Raw genomic sequence first — 15,969 nt, forward strand, 5'->3', positions numbered from 1 at the left:
ATCTTCATGATCCGCGTCTGATGCGCCCTGCGTAACGGCTCTCCAGGGCCAGGTTGTGCTCGTCGCCGCCGGTCACGTTGGCCGACAGGTAGATGGGAGGCGTCTCGCCCAGCGCGACGAGCTTGTCCACCGCCTCGGTGACCACCATCTGCGCGAGCAACGCCGAGGTGATCGTGGAAACCGCGCCGTAGCTGCCGCCGCCGGGCAGGTCGAGAACGGCGTCCCCGTACGGCGCGCCGTTGTCGAGCACGACGTCGGCCAGGTCGAGCAGCTTGCGGCCCGACGGGTGGCGCGAGGTCATGCGGGTGCTGTGCTGGACCGAGGTGATCGCGATCAGCGGATGACCGCGGTCCTTGACGATCGTGGCCAGCTCCACGACCGTGCCGTTGACGCCCGAGCTGGACACCAGCACGAACACGTCCGCGGGCTCGACCGGCGCCAGGTCGTAGATCCGCTGGGCGACGGCCGGGTCGCGCTCCAGCTCGGGGGTGAGCACGCTGGGCGGCTCCCCGCCGTAGAGCACCAGGTCGCGCGGGGTGAGGCGGTTGCTCGGCACCAGGCCGCCGGCCCGCCCGGCGATCTCCATGGCGATGGCCTCGGAATGTCCCGAGCCGAAGGCGTTGACCACACCGCCGGCCATGATCGAGGTCACGAACAGCGCCGCCGCGCGCCTCACCGGCTCGGACTGGCTCTCGGCGACCCGCTGGGCCAGGCCGAGGACCTCGGATGCGTACGTCATTGGCCTCTTTCCACGCGGTGGCTCTCCACGGCGCTGATCGTGCGTTCGAACGCCTCGTTCGTACGTTCGTAGGTGAGCTGGGCTACCGCCACGTACACGGCGTCCAGGACGAAGAGCTGCGAGTGGACGGCGGCCAGCCCCCCGAGCCGCCACGTGGTCTCCCTGCTGGCCGTGGTCAGCACCAGGTCGGCCAGCTCCGCCAGCGGGGAGCGGGCGAACGAGGTGACGGCGACGGTGGTGGCGCCGTGGCTGCCCGCCTCCGCCAGCGCCTCCATGACCTCCCGTGTACGGCCCCGATGGCTGATGCCGATGGCCACGTCGCCGGTCTTCATCAGCGCCGCCTCCGACAGGGCCACGTGGGCGTCGCCCGCGCTCCAGCCGGGGATGCCGATGCGGCGCAGCCGTCCTTCGAGCATGCTGGCGACGTTCCCGCTGGTGGAGACGCCGACGAGCAGCACTCTCGGCGCGGCCACGATGGCCTCGGCCACGCGGGCGACGATGTCGAGGCCGAGCTGGGCGGCGGTGTCCTGGATGAGCCTGGTGTCGGCGGCGGCCATCACCTCGATGGCGGCGTCGAGCGGGTCGTCGGGGCCGATCTCGTGGCCCACGCCCGCGCCCCAGCCCGCCTGGGCGGCCCGGCCGGTCTCGGTCGCCAGCGCCACGCGCAGCTCCGCGTAGCCGGAGAAGCCGAAGGCCCGGCAGAATCTGGTCACGGTGGCGGGCGAGCTGCCCGCCCGTTCGGCCAGCGCGATGATGGTCGACCGCGCGGCCTCGGCGGGGTCGCCGAGAATCACCTCACCGACCCTGCGCAACGCCTCCGGCAAACCGGGTAGTTCTGTTTCGACGCGCCCGAGCGCTCCTGAAGTCACGAATATTCCTTCCGAATACCCGGTCTTCTGGCGAAAATTATTCTTGCTTACCGGTCACGTCAACCCCCAGACTCGGACCGTGACTGAATCGCTAGTGGTCGGTGTCGATGCCGGGGCCACCTCCAGCCGGGTCGCCGTCCACACGCTCGACGGCACGCGGGTCGGCTACGCGCGGGCCGGGGCGGGCAATCCGAGCGCCCACGGCCTGGACAAGGCGGTGGCGGCGATCGGGAACGCACTGGAATCCGCGCTGAAGTCGGTGCTGCCGACCGGCGGCGGGGCGCGCGTGGTCGCCTCCCTGGCCGGGGTGGCCGGGCTGGTCCAGGAGATGGAGCCCGAGCTGGCCAAGCTCTGGGCCCGCCACGGCATCGCCGAGGGCCCGCGGTGCATGGGCGACCTGGCCATCGCCTACGCCGCCGGCTCCGCCGAGCCCGACGGCTCGCTGCTGCTGTCCGGCACGGGCGCGGCGGCGGCCCGGCTGTCCGGGTTCGAGCTGGACGCGGTCGCCGACGCGATGGGCTGGCTGCTGGGCGACGAGGGCTCCGGCTTCTGGATCGGCCGCCAGGCGGCCAAGGCGGTGATCGAGGCCCTCGACCGGGGCCTGCCCGTGGCGTCCCTGCTGCCGGGCTCGGGCCACGAGCTGGTGCGCCTCGTGGGCGAGCGGTTCCTGGGCGAGGAACGGCCGGACACGCCGCGCGCCGCCGCCTCCCGCATCGTCCGGCTGGCCCAGGCCGACCACATGCGGCTGGCCGCCCTGGCGCCGCTGGTCAGCCAGGCCGCCGAGGCGGGCGACCCGCTGGCGGCGGGCATCGTGCGGGAGGCCGCCGATCATCTGGTGGCGACCCTGCGCCGGGTGCACGTGTCAGGCCCGGTGGTGTTCGCGGGCAGCGTACTGACGAACGACGGGCCGGTGCGGCGGGCGGTGGTGGGGCTGCTCGCGGGCGAGCGGGTGGCGACGGCGGGTGACGCGGCGGGGGCGGCGGCCTGGCTAGCGGCCCGCGACCTGCTGCGGAACGCCGACGCCAGTCCCCTGCACGCCGCCTTCACCGCCGCTTCCTGAAGCTTACACGTACGGTCGTCTCTTCTCGTCTGTATGAGCAATGTGCTTTGCCTACCAAGACCGAACGATATGAGAGCTCTCGCCCGGCTTGGCCTATGTTGCTCACGTGCTCGACTACGAAGGGGACACCCACGTCTACATCCAGATCGCCGACATCCTGCGGGAGCGGCTCTCCTCGCTCGCGGCGGGCAGCCCGGCGCCGAGCGAGGCCGAGATCCAGCAGGAGTTCGGGGTCGCCAGGACCACCGCGAGGCGGGCGGTCCACCTGTTGCGGGAGGAGGGGGTCCTCTACACCGTGCAAGGGGAGGGCGCCTTCGTCGGCCCGCCGACGGGAGGACCGCGGCAGAAGCGAAAAACGCCGCTTTACCAGCAGATCGCGACAAGGATCAGCGATCAGATCAAGGCCGGAAAAATCTCGCCGCGACGTCCCATACCCGGCGAATCCGCTCTGGTGAAGGAGCACGGGGTGGCGCGCGAGACGGTCCGCCGGGCCATGGCGCTGCTGCGGGAGCAGGGCTGGATCTACACCGTCGCGCAGCGCGGCAGTTACGTCTCGCCGAAAGAGTCCTGGCCGGAAGACTGACTTCGCCTACCTGCCTGTATCGACACGTCTAGGCTATGAGCATGCTCGACCGTGATGGCCCGACGCCTCTGTACGTCCAGGTCGCCGAGATGCTCTGCGAGCGGATCAGCCACGGCCTGCTGCGCACCGGTGAGCCCGTCCCGAGCGAGGCGGCCCTGGAGGCGGAGTTCGGCATCGGGCGCACCACCGCGCGCAACGTGGCCAGGGAGCTGCGCCGGCGCAGGCTCGTGCACACCGTGCCCGGCGAGGGCACGTTCGTCGGGCCGCCCGGCGTGCCGCGGGTCAAGCCCGCGCGCGGCCTGCACGCGCTCATCGCCGCCGACCTGGCCGGCCGGATCAGGCGCGGCGAGCTGCGGCCGAACCGGGTGATCCCCAGCCAGCAGATCCTCATGCGGCAGTACGGGGTGGCCAGGGTCACGGCACGGCGGGCCGTCTCCCGGCTGCGGGAGCAGCGCTGGGTCTTCACCGTGCCCCGGCGCGGCACGTACGTGTCGGACCCGGCCGAATGGCCGAAGGACGCGCCCGGCGTCAGGGTCGGCCCGTGACCGCCCCCGCCGTCAGGGTCAGCCCTTGACCGCTCCCGTCGTCATCCCGGTGCCGACCCGGCGTTGCAGGAAGAGGAAGAGCAGCAGCGCGGGCAGCGCGAACAGGCTGGCCGCGGCCATCGTGGCGCCCCAGTCCGTGCCGAACACGTCCCTGAACGACGACAGCCACACCGGCAGCGTGCGCCTGTCCTGATCCTTGATGATCAGCACGTTGACGAACGCGAACTCGTTCCAGGCCGTGATGAACCCGAACAGGGAGGTCGCCATCAGCCCGGGCGCGAGCAGCGGGAAGACCACCCGGCGGAACGCGGTCAGCCGGCTGCAGCCGTCCACCTGCGCCGCCTCCTCCAGCTCCACCGGGATGGCGGCCAGGAACCCGCGCAGCGTCACGATCGTGAACGGCAGCGTGATCATGAAGTACACGCCGGTCAGCATGGCCAGCGAGTCCAGCAGCTGGGTGTCGCGGGCGATGATGAACACCGGCACCAGCAGCGCCTCCCACGGCGCCATCTGCGCCGCGAACACCGCCACCACGAACGCGCCCTTGCCCCGCCACGACATCCTGGTCACCGCGAACGCCGCCAGCAGCGCCACCACCAGCGCGATCAGCACCGCCCCGACCGTGACGAGCAGGCTGTTGCGCCAGTAGGTCCAGAAGCCCGGCGCGTTGATCGCGGTGACGAAGTGGTCGAGGGTGGGATGGGTGGGCCAGAACGTCGGGGTGTCCGACTGGATGTCCCTGGTCGGCTTGAACGCGGTCAGGAACATCCAGTAGACCGGGAAGATCGTCGTCACCAGCACGGCGACCGCCGCCGCGTTGAGCATGAACCGCTTCACGAGCGCACCATCCGACGCAGGTTGCTGATCAGGGCGACGGCGAGGATGAGCACCGTCAGCATGGCCACCGCCGAGCCGAGGTCGTAGCGGTGCAGGACCCGGGCGACCTTGAACGCGTAGACGGGCAGGGTGGTCGTGGCGCCGTCGGGGCCGCCCTGGCTGAGCACCCAGATCTGGGGGAAGCACTTGGCCACCCAGATCACCTCGAGCGCGGCGATCAGCGCGAAGAGCTGCCGCAGCATGGGGAAGGTGACCTTCCAGAACACCTGCCAGCCGGTGCCGCCGTCGATCCTGGCCGACTCGAACAGCTCCACCGGGATCGTGGTGAGCCCGGCGTACAGGGTGAGCGCGGCGAACGGGACCGACTGCCACACGACCAGGATGACGAGCACGGCGAACGTGGCCGTGCCGTCGGCGAACCAGGTGTAACCCTGGAACTGGTCCAGGCCGAGCGTGACCAGCACCCAGTTGACCACGCCCAGCTCCGACTGGAACAGCCACTGGAAGACCGTGGTGGCCGCGATGATCGGCGTGGCCCAGGCCAGCGCCAGCGCGCTCATCAGGGCCAGCCGCAGGCCGCGGCGCAGGCGCGGGAGCATGAGGGCGATGCCCGTGCCGAGGACCACGATGAGCACCACGTTGATCGCGGTCCATACGACCGTGCGCAGCAGCACCTGCCAGAACTCGGCGCCGGTCAGCAGCTCCGTGTAGTTCTCCAGGCCGGCGAACACCGCCCCGCCTCTGATCAGCTCTCCCATGCGGAAGTGCTGGAACGAGATCACCGCCGCCTTGAGCAGCGGATAGAGCAGGAGGAAGGCCCCGCCCGCCACCGTGGGCGCGATGAGCAGGTAGGGCCAGAGTGAGCGGTTCCTGGCGGGCATTCAGGATCCGCTGTTCAGCGTGGTCGTGATCGACTCCGACACCTTCTTGCCCTCCGCGGCCGGGTCTCCTCCGGTGAGCACGGCGGTCATGTACTGCTTGATCACCGAGGTGGCCTCGACCGCGGCCCAGTTGGGGGTGTTCGGGGTGGCCCGGCCGTTGGCGGCGCCGACGGCCATGGCGGCGGTGCCCTCGTCGCCCGCGAGCACGCCGGCCAGCGAGGTACGGTTCGGCACGAAGCTCATGGCCTTGGCCAGCTCCGTCTGGAACTGCTCGCCGGCCAGCGCCTTGACCACCTCGTACGCCTGCTCCTGCCGCTGCGAGGCGACCGGGATGATCAGGTCGGAGCCGCCGGTGAAGACAGTGCCCGGCTTGTCGGCCGTCTTGCCCGGGATGGGGAAGAAGCCCATCTTGTCCTTGAGCTTGTCGTCCACCTCCAGGACGCGGGCGGCGATGCCCGGCACGGCGATGATCTGGCCGACCTTGCCCTGCGCGAACACCTCGTGTTGCGGCGGGTTGGCCTCGTCGGCGTCCTTGGGGCCCTTGCCGAGGGCCTGGAGGCGCTTGTAGTAGTCCATGCCGGCCAGTGCCTGGGGCGTGTCGAGCGCGCCCTTCCACTTGCCGCCCTCCTGGACCGCCAGGTCGCCGCCCTCGTCCCAGACGAAGCCGGCCAGGGCGTACCAGGTCTGACCGGTCAGATAGATGCCCTGGTTACCACCTTTATTGAGCTTTTCTGTGACTTCTAGCCATTCGTCCCGGGTCTTCGGTGGTTCCGCGATGCCGGCCGCCTTGAACAGGTCCTTGTTGTAGACCACGACGCGGTTCGCGGCGTACCACGGGATGCCGTACTGCTTGCCGTCGATCTTGCCCGGCTGAGCCAGTCCCGGCAGCCAGTCCTCGCCCTTCAGGTCCGCCACCTTGGCGCTCAGGTCGCTGACGCCGCCGCTGGCGGAGTACTGGGCGACCTGGGTGTTGCCCACCTCGATCACGTCGGGGGCGTCGGTGCTGGCCAGCGCGGCGGTGACGCGCTCGCCGATGCCGTCCCACGCCTGGATCTGGATGTCCAGGTCGACGCCCTGGTGGGCGGCCTCGTACTCGGTCTCGAACTTCTTCAGCAGCTCCTGCGTGACGCTGCCGTCCATGATCCAGACGGTCAGCTTCACGGGGCCCGCGGCCTGCTGCTGCCCGGGCTCCTCGGCGGCTCCGCAGGCGGCCAGCGCGAACACGGCGGCCAGGGCCAGGATGCGGTTTCTCATGGCGATCCTTCGGTGGGGGTGCCCGACGGGAGGTGCCCGCGCCCGTACGGAAGGCGGGCGCGGGACGGTGCCGGGAGGCGGGTCACGGGTTGGGGACGGTGTCCTTGAAGGCGGTGCCGGCCGCGCGCAGGGCGTTGATCCTGCTGGTCACGACGGAGGGCGCGACGACCTCGTTCTTGCTGTGGTAGAGGTAGTCCACCTGCTGCCGGTACGTACGGGTCCCCGAGGCTCCCTGCAGATCGATGAACCACTGGTTGAACATGATCCACATCGGCGTCTCGGGATAGTAGATGTCACCGTGGTCGGCGAAGAGGCGGCCGTCCACGTAATACTTCATCCGCCCGCCCGACACCTGGATGACCAGGTCGTGCCAGCCGGCGAAGCTCGCGCGCTCCTCGGTGTGGGTGTTGACCGCCTGCCAGGGCTCGGCCTGGTAGGTCTCCCAGCTGGTGGTGTAGAGGATGTTGCCGGGCTCGCCCCAGCCGCCGTTCGGGAGGTACTCGAAGTCGAGCTCGCCGTAGTCGGGGTCCAGGTTGTAGCGCAGCGGGGTGATGGTGAAGAAGGTCTGCACCACGTGCTCGCCGTCGGGACCGCTGGTGGGGGCGTCGCTGAAGCGCACGCGGGCGGCGTAGGTGCCCTCGCGGAACTTGCGGCTCGCGGTGGACAGCTCGGTCTGCACGGTGCCCGCGGCGGTGCCGTTCGTCGAGGAGTCGAGCGTCAGCAGGCCGCCGGGGAACGAGACGCCCGCCGGCGACCAGGTCGCGCCGGGCACGCCCGGCCCTCCTGAGCTGGAGCGGACCGTCCAGCCGCGCTGGGCCAGCCGCGGGTCGCCGGAGCCCGTGTAGGTGAAGTCGTCGAACAGCTCACCCGCGCCGCCGGGAGGGTCGGTCGGGTCCGGATCGGGATCGGGGTCGGGCTCGGTGCCCGTCGGCTTGCCCCAGGCAAGCTGACCGTTCACGTAGACGGCGATCTTGTCCCAATTGGAGTAAGACGTCTGGGAGCCGTAGGAGTAGTCGTCGCTCTGGGTGAACGTCTGCCAGTCCGCGCGGTAGAAGCGCAGCTGCATGTCGCTGGTGTTCTGGCCCGATGCCAGGCTGCCCGAGCTGAAGCCCACCTCCAGGTACTGGTCGTCGCCCTGCTGGCGGACGAACTGACCGTTGATCGTGGCGCATCCGATCACGGCCCAGGAGCAGGCGAACCGGTAGGTCTCGGCGCCCGTGAGGTAGTAGCGGATCTTGACCTGGTTGAGCGGGATCGTGGTGGTGCCGTCGTTGTGCAGGCGCAGCCAGGGCTCGGCCTGGGCGGTGGTGGCGCCGGGCGCGCTGGTGCGGTACTGCAGGCGGACCGCCTGGGCGGCGGCGGCCGGCGTGGCGACCAGGGTGGCGCCGACCAGGACGGAGGAGAGTCCTAAGGACAGCAGAAGTTTTCCGAAATTTCGGGACATGGGCTGGGTTCTCCCTTGGGGTTTGTACGGCCCCCGAATTTCGTGCATGCCGAGCAGAGGTGATGACGTGCTGAGGAGCTGACGCGGAGAGGCGGTGATGGCGGGGGGCGATGGCCGGGGGGGTGATGGCCGGGGGGGTGATGGCCGGGGGGGTGATGGCCGGGGGGGTGATGGCCGGGGGGGTGATGGCCGGGGGGGTGATGGCCGGGGGGATGGCCGGGGGGATGGCCGGGGGGGTGATGGCGGGTGAGGGGTGGCCAGGGCTGGAAAGCGTCAGGTGTGAGGTGTCAGGCGCCGCGGCGGATGCGGCCCGCGTAGCGCGCCTCCAGGCCGAGGTTGTGCGCGTCGCCCTCGGGGACGTTGGCCGACAGGTAGACGGGCGGCACCTCGCCGGCTTCGAGCAGGTTCCGTACCGTGCGGGTGACGACCAGCTGGGCCAGCAGGGCGGAGGTGATGGTGGAGACGGCTCCGGTCGCGCCGCCGCCGGGCAGGGGCAGGATCGCGTCGCCGTACGGGGCGTGGTTGTCCAGGACGACGTCCGCCAGGTCGGTGAGCTTGCGCCCCGACGGGTGACGGGACGTGGAGGCGTCGCCGTGGGCCCGAGAGGTGATCGCGATCAGGTCGTGACCGCGTTCCTTGACGAGGGTGGCGAGCTCGACGACGACGCCGTTCACGCCGGAGTTGGAGATGATCACGAACAGGTCGTGCGGCTGGACGGGGGCCAGGTCGAGGATGGTGCGGGCGATCGAGGGGTCACGTTCGAGGTCGTAGCGGTCGAGCTCGGAGCGGGGCGCGTCGCCGTACCGGACGATGTCGCGCAGGGCGAGCCGGTTGGTGGGGACGAGCCCGCCGGCCCGGCCGGCGATCTCCATGGCGACCGCCTCGGAGTGGCCCGAGCCGAACGCCTGGATGATGCCGCCCGCGGTGAGCGACTTGGTGAAGAGGTCGGCGGCACGGGTGATCTCCGGATCTTCCGGGATCGTCCGTACGAGGCGAGCGATGTGCTCGACGAACTCTTGCGGCTCTATCGTCATATATCCCCTTCTGGTAGGCGGTGTCCCGCCACGGCGCGGACGGTGACGTCGAACGCCTGCTTCGTCCGCTCGTACGTCTGCTGAGCCACCGACACGTACACGACGTCGAGCACCAGCAGCTGCGAGTGGATCGCGGCGAACCCCTCGGAGCGGAAGCTCGTCGCCCTGCTGGCCGTGGTCAGCACCAGCTCGGCCACCTCCGCGAGCGGCGATCTCGGCTGCGAGGTGACCGCCACGGTGATCGCGCCGTGGCTGCCCGCCTCCGCGAGCACCTCGATGACCTCGCGGGTCCTGCCGCTGTGGGAGATCCCGATCGCCACGTCGCCCTGGCCGAGCAGCGCCGCGTCGGTGAGCGCGCTGTGCGCGTCCGACCTGCTCCACGTCGGCACCCGCATGCGTTGCAGCCGGTACTCCATCTCGCTGGCCACGGCCGCGCTGCTCGACACCCCGAACAGCAGCACCCGCCCCGCCCTGGCCACGGCCTGCGCGGCCTTCTCGACCACGGCCAGGTCGAGCTGGTCGCGGGTCTCCTGGATCAGGCGGATGTCGTTGCCGGACACGACGCCCAGCACGCGTTCGAGGCTGTCGTCGGGCAGGATCTCCTGGCCGATGTCGGTCTCCCAGGTCTGCTGCGCCACCCGGCCCGTGTCGGTGGCCAGGGCCACGCGCAGCTCGGCGTAGCCCGTGAAGCCCAGGGCGCGGCAGAAACGGGTGATGGTGGCGGTGGACGTCCCGCTCCGCTCGGCCAGGTCGACGATGGTCAGCCGGGCCGCATCGGCGGGCGCGCCGAGGATGGCGTCGGCGACCTTGCGCAGGGCCTCCGGCATGTCGTGCTGTTCGGCCCTGATGCGGTTGAGGAGTTCCACGCGGTGATAATTATGCTCAGCCAGTGGTGCCGTCAAGGCTTATCGGCAATAATTTTTGACATGCGACTGGTGCTGGGCGTCGACGCCGGAGGCACGTCCTCCCGCGCGGCGCTGTTCACGATGGAGGGCGCGCCGGTGCGGCGCGGGCGCGCGGGCGGGGCCAATCCGGGGGCGCTGGGCCTGGACCAGGCGGCCGCCAACCTGACCGCCGCCATCGGCTCGGCCCTGGCGGGAGTCGATCCGTCGCAGGTGGAAGCCGTGGTGGTGGGGCTGGCGGGGCATCCGGAGTCGTGCGCGAAGCTGGTGGAACGGGTCGCCGGCGACCTGCTGCCCGGCACCCCCGCCGCGGCCGTCGGCGACATCGTGACCGCCTTCGCGGCCGGCACGGCGGAGGACTCGGGGACCGTGCTCATTTCGGGAACGGGGGCCATCGCGGCAAAAATTACCGGCCATCGCGCGACCGCGACCGCCGACGGGTACGGCTGGCAGCTGGGCGACGAGGGCTCCGCCTTCTGGCTCGGCCGCGCCGCCGCCCGCACCACGATCCGCGCCCTGAACCCCACCGGTCCCACGGCGAGCGGCCCTCCGAGCACCTGGACGACGGCGAACGGCGCTCCGAACGCCGGGGCAGAGGGCTGTACGGGTGGCGGTGGGCTCGTGGGCATGGTCGTGCGGCACCTGGTGCCCGAGGGGCTGGGCGAGGATCCGGTGGCGCAGTTGGCGGCGGCGGTGTACGCACGCCCGCCACTCGCACTGGCCGAACTGGCCCCGCTGGTGAGCCGGGCGGCTGGCGACGGCGACCCACTGGCCCTCTCCATCGTCACGGCGGCGGCCTCCCGGCTGGCCGGAACCGTGGCCGAGGTCTACGAGCCCGGCCTGCCGATCGTCCTGGCCGGCAGCGTACTCACCGCCGACGGCCCGATCCGCGAGGCGGTCCGCCAGGCCATACGGGAAACCCTGCGGGCACTCCCCGAACCCACCGCTGCCACGCCGGCGCCGCATGCGCCTGCGGCGGACGCGGCGGTGCCGGACATGGTAACGCCGGACGGAGCGACGCCCGCCGGGACGGCGACGAGCGTGGCGGGGCCGGATGGAGTGGCGCCGGTGGTGGCGGGTGATGTGGCGGGGGCGGCGGCCTGGCTGGCCGCACACCCGTTCCTCAGCCGGAGGGAGTCGCGGGCACGCCACCCGCGCTTCGTCCGCCCCTCCGGCTGAGGTGTCCTTCCGGGCCGAGATGCCTGCCGCTGATACCCCTTCCAGCCCGCGGTCCCTTCCGGCTGAGGCTCGTCGCCGGTGGAGGTCAGCTGTCGAAGGTGGATGGCTTCGGGCCGCCGTAGATCGGGTTCTTCGGCAGGCGTTCCTCGGTGGCCTGCAGCCGCACCACGCCCGGCTGCTCCGATCGGGCCTCCCACACGATCCAGTCGTCGCGCACCTCGGCCGTCTGCTCGGCCGGGTCGACGCGCCATCCGTCGCCGCCGGGGGCGGGCGTGATGACCTCGTAAACGGCCTTCAGCCCGCGCCGGTCGACCTCGGCGCGCACCTCGCCGACGGTCTTCTCATCGACGCGGAAGCCTGCCCTCGGGCAAGGAGGAGTACAGGTCGGCGACGTCGGTGTCGAGCTCCACGCTTCTGAGCCGGTGCCTGGCCACGCCGCGCCTGTGGTTGGCCAGCACGTTCCCGGCCACCCCGTACAGCCAGAGCCTGGCCTCGCCGCCGGGCGGCAGCGCGTCGGCGCGGCGCCAGGCGACGGCGAACGTCTCCGCCACCACGTCGGCCGCGTCCTCCGGTGAGTCGCAGCGGCGCAGGGCGTAGCCGAGGATCTGCTCGTACGTCTGTCTGTAGACGGCTTCGAACCGGCTTCTCCGGTCATCCACGGGCGAACCCCATGGTCAATCTCCTTGCTTGCGGGATCGGAACATCCCGTACATGTCTCGCCAAGGGTCAGCATCTCCGATGAAACGTCACCGGGTGAGCAGGGCCGCGCTTCCGTAGCTGCCGCCGAACCCGGTCACCAGCGCCACCTCGCGCCCGGCCCGCAGCTCGCGCACGGCCTGGGCCACGTTGTTCAGCCCGTGCACGTAACCCTCCGAGAGCAGCCCGCCGTGCGGGTTGACCCAGGCGTGCCTGCGCTCCAGCAGGTACGTCCCCAGCTCCGCGCGCCCGGCCAGCCCGAAGTCCTCCAGCTGCCGGGGGACCAGCCATGAGTAGGCGTCGTAGAGCAGCGCCACGTCCACGTCGGAGGGCCGCAGCCCGGACGCCTCCCACAGCATGGGCGCCACATACGCCGAGAAGACGGCGGTGACGTCCGGCGCGCGGTCCATCGAGGAGCAGCCGGGCCCGCCGCCGCGCACCACCGCCCGCACGCGCGGCCCGTCGAGCACGCCGCTGACCAGCAGGGCGCAGGCTCCGTCGGTCTCCTGGCAGCAGTCCGCCGTGCGCAAGGGGGTGCACACGTACGGCCTGGACAGGTAGTCGGCCAGGGTCAGCGGCTCGCGGCGCAGTGCGCGGGGGTTGGTCGCGGCGTTCTCCCTGGACTGGGCGACGACGGCGTGCAGGTGCTCGGCCGTGAGCCCGGTGTCGTGCAGGTAACGGGTGGCGGCCAGGGCGAACATCGGGATGGGCCCGGCGAGCCCGTACGTGAAGCGTTCCTGCGGCCCGGTGGAGACGACGTTCATGCGCCTGCCGGAGCGCCCGTTGAGCGCCCGGTAGACGAGGACGTTGCGGGCCAGCCCCGCGTGGATGAGCATGGCCGCGTCGCCCAGGATCGAGGCCGTCTGCGTGCCGCCGCCGGCGATGTCGTTGTGCCAGCCGAGCCGCTCGATCCCGAGGGCCCTGGCGACCTGGACGACGGGGGCGGAGTCGTTCATGTGGTAGCTGAGCACGCAGTCGACCTCGCGCGGGGCGATGCCGGCGTCGGCGCACGCCGCCCGGGCCGCGTCGGCCGCCAGCTCCAGCTCGGTGCGCCCGGAGTTCCTGGTCAGGGGCGTCATCCCGATCCCCGCCACGGCCGCACGGCCCGCGAAAGGCTGCATGCCACCTCCTCCGGGCCCGTACGGGCGTCCTGCCGCCACGCTAACCGGCCCGCATTGTCCCGCACAAGCGCTTGCTCAGGACACTGAGGCCCTTCGTTCCCCGGGTTACGGACGGCCGCAATCGCGATTTCCCACGTCGTCAACCGTCCGCGGCGCACCTCGGGTCAGGCTGCGGACCCGATCCCACCAGCACGTTTCACCATTTTGCCCGGAAATATCACTATTCGAAGGTAACTGGAACCTTCACGGGAGCTACCGCCTCTTGTAATACGGAGGTGTGATCTACCGATAGCCCATCATCATCAGGCCGAGGTGGGGCGATGGATCTACGCTATGTCCGGTACGCCATGGCGATCGCGCGCGCGGGCAGCCTGCGCCGGGCCGCCGCCGCGCTGCACATCGCGCAGCCGACGCTGTCGGAGCAGCTGAGAGCCCTGGAGAAGGAGATCGGCGTCGAGCTGTTCAGCCGCTCGTCGAGCGGGGTGCAGCTCACCGAGGCCGGCGAGGCGTTCCTGGCCCAGGCCACCGTGGCGGTGGACGCCTTCGAGCGCGCCGTGGCGGCGGCCAGGAGCAAGGGCGAGACCGCCCGCCTGGGCGTCGCCGACGGGCTGGCCGACGTGGTGGCCCGCCTGCTGTCACAGGTGCACGGCGGCCGCCTGCGCGTGGCGCCCATGGGGACGGCCGAGCAGATCGTCTCGATCGCCGACGGCACCTTGCAGGCGGGACTCGGGTACGCGCCCGGCTCGCTGCCCAGAGGCGTGGCCCGCATGCTCATCCACCGCTTCCCCGTGCACGCGCTGCTGCACCGGGAGCACCATCTGGCCGCGCACGAGACGGTGTCGCTGGCCGACCTGGCCGGCGAGCCCCTGGTCATGCCGGAGTCGGACGCGGTGGCCGGGGCGCGCAGGTTCCTGGAGGGTTTCGTCCGCCACCGCCTCCACCCCCGCCTGGGCCCGTCGGCGGCCACCCACGACCTGGTGATCACCATGGTGCGGGAGGGCGCCGGCTACGCGCTGTGCGTACGCGAAGGCACGACAATTCCCGACACACTAGTCTTTACCCCTATAAAAGAGGATGTTCCGCCCCTCGAAGTGGTCTTCCTCTGGAACCGCCAGTCCGAGGTGCAGGAGCTGGTGAGCGCGGCGCGGCACCTGGCACGCTCTGGATAGCGTTAATATCTAACGATGCGCATCTCCGAGCTCAGCGCCAGGGCAGGCGTGGCCATCCCGACGATCAAGTACTACCTGCGCGAGGGCATGCTCCACCAGGGCGAGCAGACCGCCGCGACCAGGGCCGAGTACGACGGGACGCACCTGCGCAGGCTACGCATGATCCGCGCCCTGCTGGAGGTCGGCCGGCTGTCGGTGGCCTCGATCAAGAAGGTCATCGAGTCCGTCGAGGACGAGTCGCTGCCCACGCACGAGATGCTGGGCACCGCCCACTACGCGCTCAGCCCCGCCGTCGAGCCCGAGCCCGACGAGGAGTGGCAGGCCGCCCGCGCCGACGTGGACGCCCTGGTCGAGGAGCTGGGCTGGGACGTCCACTCCGACGCGCCCACCCGCGACGAGCTGGCCCAGACCATCGTCAGGATGCGCCAGCTCGGCGTGTCGATCGACCTGGCCCCGTACGCCGAGGCCGCGCGGAAGCTGGTCGCCGAGGTGGAGATGGGCACCATCCCGTTCGACGGGCCGCGCGACGCCGCCGTCGAGGCCCTGGTGCTCGGCACGGTCCTGTACGGCCGGGCCTTCGACGCGCTGCGCCGGATGGCCCAGGAGTCGGAGTCGGCCCGCCGCATGACCCGCTGAAGCCCGCCACCCGGCGTGCTGAGCCCGGCCCGCCGAGCCCGGCCCAGACCCCGCGCCGCCCGGAACACGCTGGTGAGCGGCTCAGAGCAGGCCGTTCTCGCGCAGGATCCGCACGGCGCCGACCGTGACGGCCCCGCGCCATTCGAGCGACCCGGCCGGCGAGAAGCGCGCGTAGTCCACCGTCCACCCGCCGTCGTCCTGCTGCTCCCCCGCCAGCCGGACCAGGTCGGCCGCGATCACGTCGGGCTCGAACAACTCGCGGACGGGCCGGCCGGGAAGCGGGGCGAAGTCCAGCGGCCGCAGGGACTCGTTCTCGGTGCCGCCCTCGACCGGCACCCTGCCGTCCTCGGGGATGTAGGCGCCGAGCCGCTTGAGCAGGTCGGCCGCGCGGGGCTGGGTGTCGTACACGGAGTCGAGGAAGTGCAGGGCGAAGGACAGCACGTACGCGTGCGGCATGTCCTCCAGGTTCTGGATCGTGTCGAGGCAGTAGCGGGTGGCCCGCTCCAGCCACGGATGCCCGGCCACGGCGGGGTCATGGGCCGCGACGCGGTGCGCGGCCGCCGCCGACACGGCGGTGATCTGCAGGGAGGAGGTTCCGGGGTCACCGCCCGCCCACCAGGTCGCGGTGGCGGCAGGCACCCTGACCGGCAGCGCGAACGGCAGCCCGCCGTCGGGCAGCGTCATCTCCTCCAGCCAGTCGCACAGCGCCGCGGCGTGCGGCGAGGTGACCGGGGCGACCTCGGCGAACGCCTCGAAGGCGTGCAGGGCCGCGCCGGGCTGGCTCTCGGGGGTGCGCAGGTCGGGCTCCAGGCCCCAGCCGTAGCCGCCGTCCGGGTTGCGGTAGCCGTCCAGCGCCGCGAGGACGCCCTGCGCGCTGCCCTCCCCCATGAGCAGGTCGTAACGGCGGCGGTCGAGGACGCGCGCGTGCCCGGCCATGAAGCCGGGGATCGCGGCAAGGTTCACGTTCATGCGGTCATCGTGCCCAGATTGCCGCCGCTCGGTCTTGCAGGTTCCGGACAC

18 protein-coding genes are annotated in these 15,969 nt (G+C 71.4%); 6 read left to right on the top strand and 12 right to left on the bottom strand.

Annotation, left to right across the window (positions count from 1 at the left end):
* Positions 1–4 precede the first annotated feature (4 nt).
* Positions 5–739: an SIS domain-containing protein gene (locus OIE67_RS36080; RefSeq protein WP_326628929.1), complete on the bottom strand. Its 735-nt coding sequence runs from the start codon at positions 737–739 to the stop codon at positions 5–7.
* Positions 736–1,608 (bottom strand): MurR/RpiR family transcriptional regulator, encoded by an 873-nt coding sequence (locus OIE67_RS36085; RefSeq protein WP_106235080.1) that lies wholly within the window; start codon positions 1,606–1,608, stop codon positions 736–738. Before OIE67_RS36085 ends, OIE67_RS36080 begins: the two co-directional genes overlap by 4 nt.
* Before the next feature lie 79 nt (positions 1,609–1,687).
* Here OIE67_RS36085 and OIE67_RS36090 point away from each other — a divergent pair, with 79 nt between their 5' ends.
* The 3 genes from OIE67_RS36090 to OIE67_RS36100 all read left to right on the top strand — a co-directional run bounded on the left by OIE67_RS36090 (position 1,688) and on the right by OIE67_RS36100 (position 3,796).
* Positions 1,688–2,668, top strand: a complete 981-nt coding sequence (locus tag OIE67_RS36090) for an N-acetylglucosamine kinase (protein ID WP_326628932.1) — start codon at positions 1,688–1,690, stop codon at positions 2,666–2,668.
* A 106-nt stretch (positions 2,669–2,774) separates the two neighbouring features.
* Positions 2,775–3,251, top strand: a complete 477-nt coding sequence (locus OIE67_RS36095; protein WP_106235077.1) for a GntR family transcriptional regulator — start codon at positions 2,775–2,777, stop codon at positions 3,249–3,251.
* Between the two features lie 41 nt (positions 3,252–3,292).
* Positions 3,293–3,796, top strand: coding sequence for a winged helix-turn-helix domain-containing protein (locus OIE67_RS36100; RefSeq protein WP_326628938.1), 504 nt, complete (start codon positions 3,293–3,295; stop codon positions 3,794–3,796).
* A gap of 18 nt (positions 3,797–3,814) precedes the next feature.
* Here the strand turns inward: OIE67_RS36100 and OIE67_RS36105 are convergent, their stop codons facing one another.
* The 6 genes from OIE67_RS36105 to OIE67_RS36130 all read right to left on the bottom strand — a co-directional run bounded on the left by OIE67_RS36105 (position 3,815) and on the right by OIE67_RS36130 (position 10,112).
* Positions 3,815–4,633 (bottom strand): carbohydrate ABC transporter permease, encoded by an 819-nt coding sequence (locus OIE67_RS36105; protein ID WP_326628942.1) that lies wholly within the window; start codon positions 4,631–4,633, stop codon positions 3,815–3,817.
* Positions 4,630–5,514, bottom strand: coding sequence for a carbohydrate ABC transporter permease (locus tag OIE67_RS36110; RefSeq protein WP_106235073.1), 885 nt, complete (start codon positions 5,512–5,514; stop codon positions 4,630–4,632). Before OIE67_RS36110 ends, OIE67_RS36105 begins: the two co-directional genes overlap by 4 nt.
* Positions 5,515–6,768 carry an extracellular solute-binding protein gene (locus OIE67_RS36115; RefSeq protein ID WP_326628947.1) on the bottom strand — a complete coding sequence of 418 codons (1,254 nt, stop codon included), beginning with the start codon at positions 6,766–6,768 and terminating at the stop codon, positions 5,515–5,517. It lies immediately after the preceding gene.
* An 82-nt stretch (positions 6,769–6,850) separates the two neighbouring features.
* On the bottom strand, positions 6,851–8,212 hold the full coding sequence (locus OIE67_RS36120; protein WP_326628949.1) for a cellulose binding domain-containing protein: 1,362 nt from the start codon (positions 8,210–8,212) through the stop codon (positions 6,851–6,853).
* Between the two features lie 287 nt (positions 8,213–8,499).
* On the bottom strand, positions 8,500–9,246 hold the full coding sequence (locus OIE67_RS36125) for a sugar isomerase domain-containing protein (RefSeq protein ID WP_106235068.1): 747 nt from the start codon (positions 9,244–9,246) through the stop codon (positions 8,500–8,502).
* A complete protein-coding gene (locus tag OIE67_RS36130) occupies positions 9,243–10,112 on the bottom strand; it encodes a MurR/RpiR family transcriptional regulator (RefSeq protein WP_245955569.1) in 870 nt (289 codons plus the stop codon). The genes OIE67_RS36125 and OIE67_RS36130 overlap by 4 nt, the downstream gene beginning before the upstream one ends.
* Positions 10,113–10,172: 60 nt before the next feature.
* Between OIE67_RS36130 and OIE67_RS36135 the strand changes: the two genes are divergently transcribed.
* Positions 10,173–11,327, top strand: a complete 1,155-nt coding sequence (locus OIE67_RS36135) for an N-acetylglucosamine kinase (protein WP_326628953.1) — start codon at positions 10,173–10,175, stop codon at positions 11,325–11,327.
* Positions 11,328–11,412: 85 nt separating this feature from the next.
* On the opposite strand, the gene OIE67_RS36140 is transcribed toward OIE67_RS36135, so the two are convergent.
* The 3 genes from OIE67_RS36140 to OIE67_RS36150 form a co-directional block, all read right to left on the bottom strand.
* Positions 11,413–11,652 (bottom strand): hypothetical protein, encoded by a 240-nt coding sequence (locus tag OIE67_RS36140; RefSeq protein ID WP_326628955.1) that lies wholly within the window; start codon positions 11,650–11,652, stop codon positions 11,413–11,415.
* Between the two features lie 16 nt (positions 11,653–11,668).
* Positions 11,669–11,986, bottom strand: a complete 318-nt coding sequence (locus OIE67_RS36145) for an RNA polymerase sigma factor (protein WP_326628957.1) — start codon at positions 11,984–11,986, stop codon at positions 11,669–11,671.
* Between the two features lie 87 nt (positions 11,987–12,073).
* A complete protein-coding gene (locus OIE67_RS36150; RefSeq protein ID WP_326628959.1) occupies positions 12,074–13,144 on the bottom strand; it encodes a thiolase C-terminal domain-containing protein in 1,071 nt (356 codons plus the stop codon).
* Positions 13,145–13,464: 320 nt separating this feature from the next.
* Between OIE67_RS36150 and OIE67_RS36155 the strand changes: the two genes are divergently transcribed.
* Entirely contained in the window at positions 13,465–14,313 is an 849-nt protein-coding gene (locus OIE67_RS36155; protein ID WP_326628961.1) for a LysR family transcriptional regulator, read from the top strand.
* Positions 14,314–14,328: 15 nt separating this feature from the next.
* Positions 14,329–14,949 (top strand): MerR family transcriptional regulator, encoded by a 621-nt coding sequence (locus OIE67_RS36160; RefSeq protein ID WP_326628963.1) that lies wholly within the window; start codon positions 14,329–14,331, stop codon positions 14,947–14,949.
* A gap of 81 nt (positions 14,950–15,030) precedes the next feature.
* Here OIE67_RS36160 and OIE67_RS36165 read toward each other — a convergent pair whose 3' ends face one another.
* On the bottom strand, positions 15,031–15,918 hold the full coding sequence (locus OIE67_RS36165; protein WP_326628964.1) for a hypothetical protein: 888 nt from the start codon (positions 15,916–15,918) through the stop codon (positions 15,031–15,033).
* Between the last annotated feature and the right edge of the window lie 51 nt (positions 15,919–15,969).

This window comes from Nonomuraea fuscirosea, assembly GCF_035917475.1.
Taxonomy (GTDB): Bacteria; Actinomycetota; Actinomycetes; order Streptosporangiales; family Streptosporangiaceae; genus Nonomuraea; species Nonomuraea fuscirosea.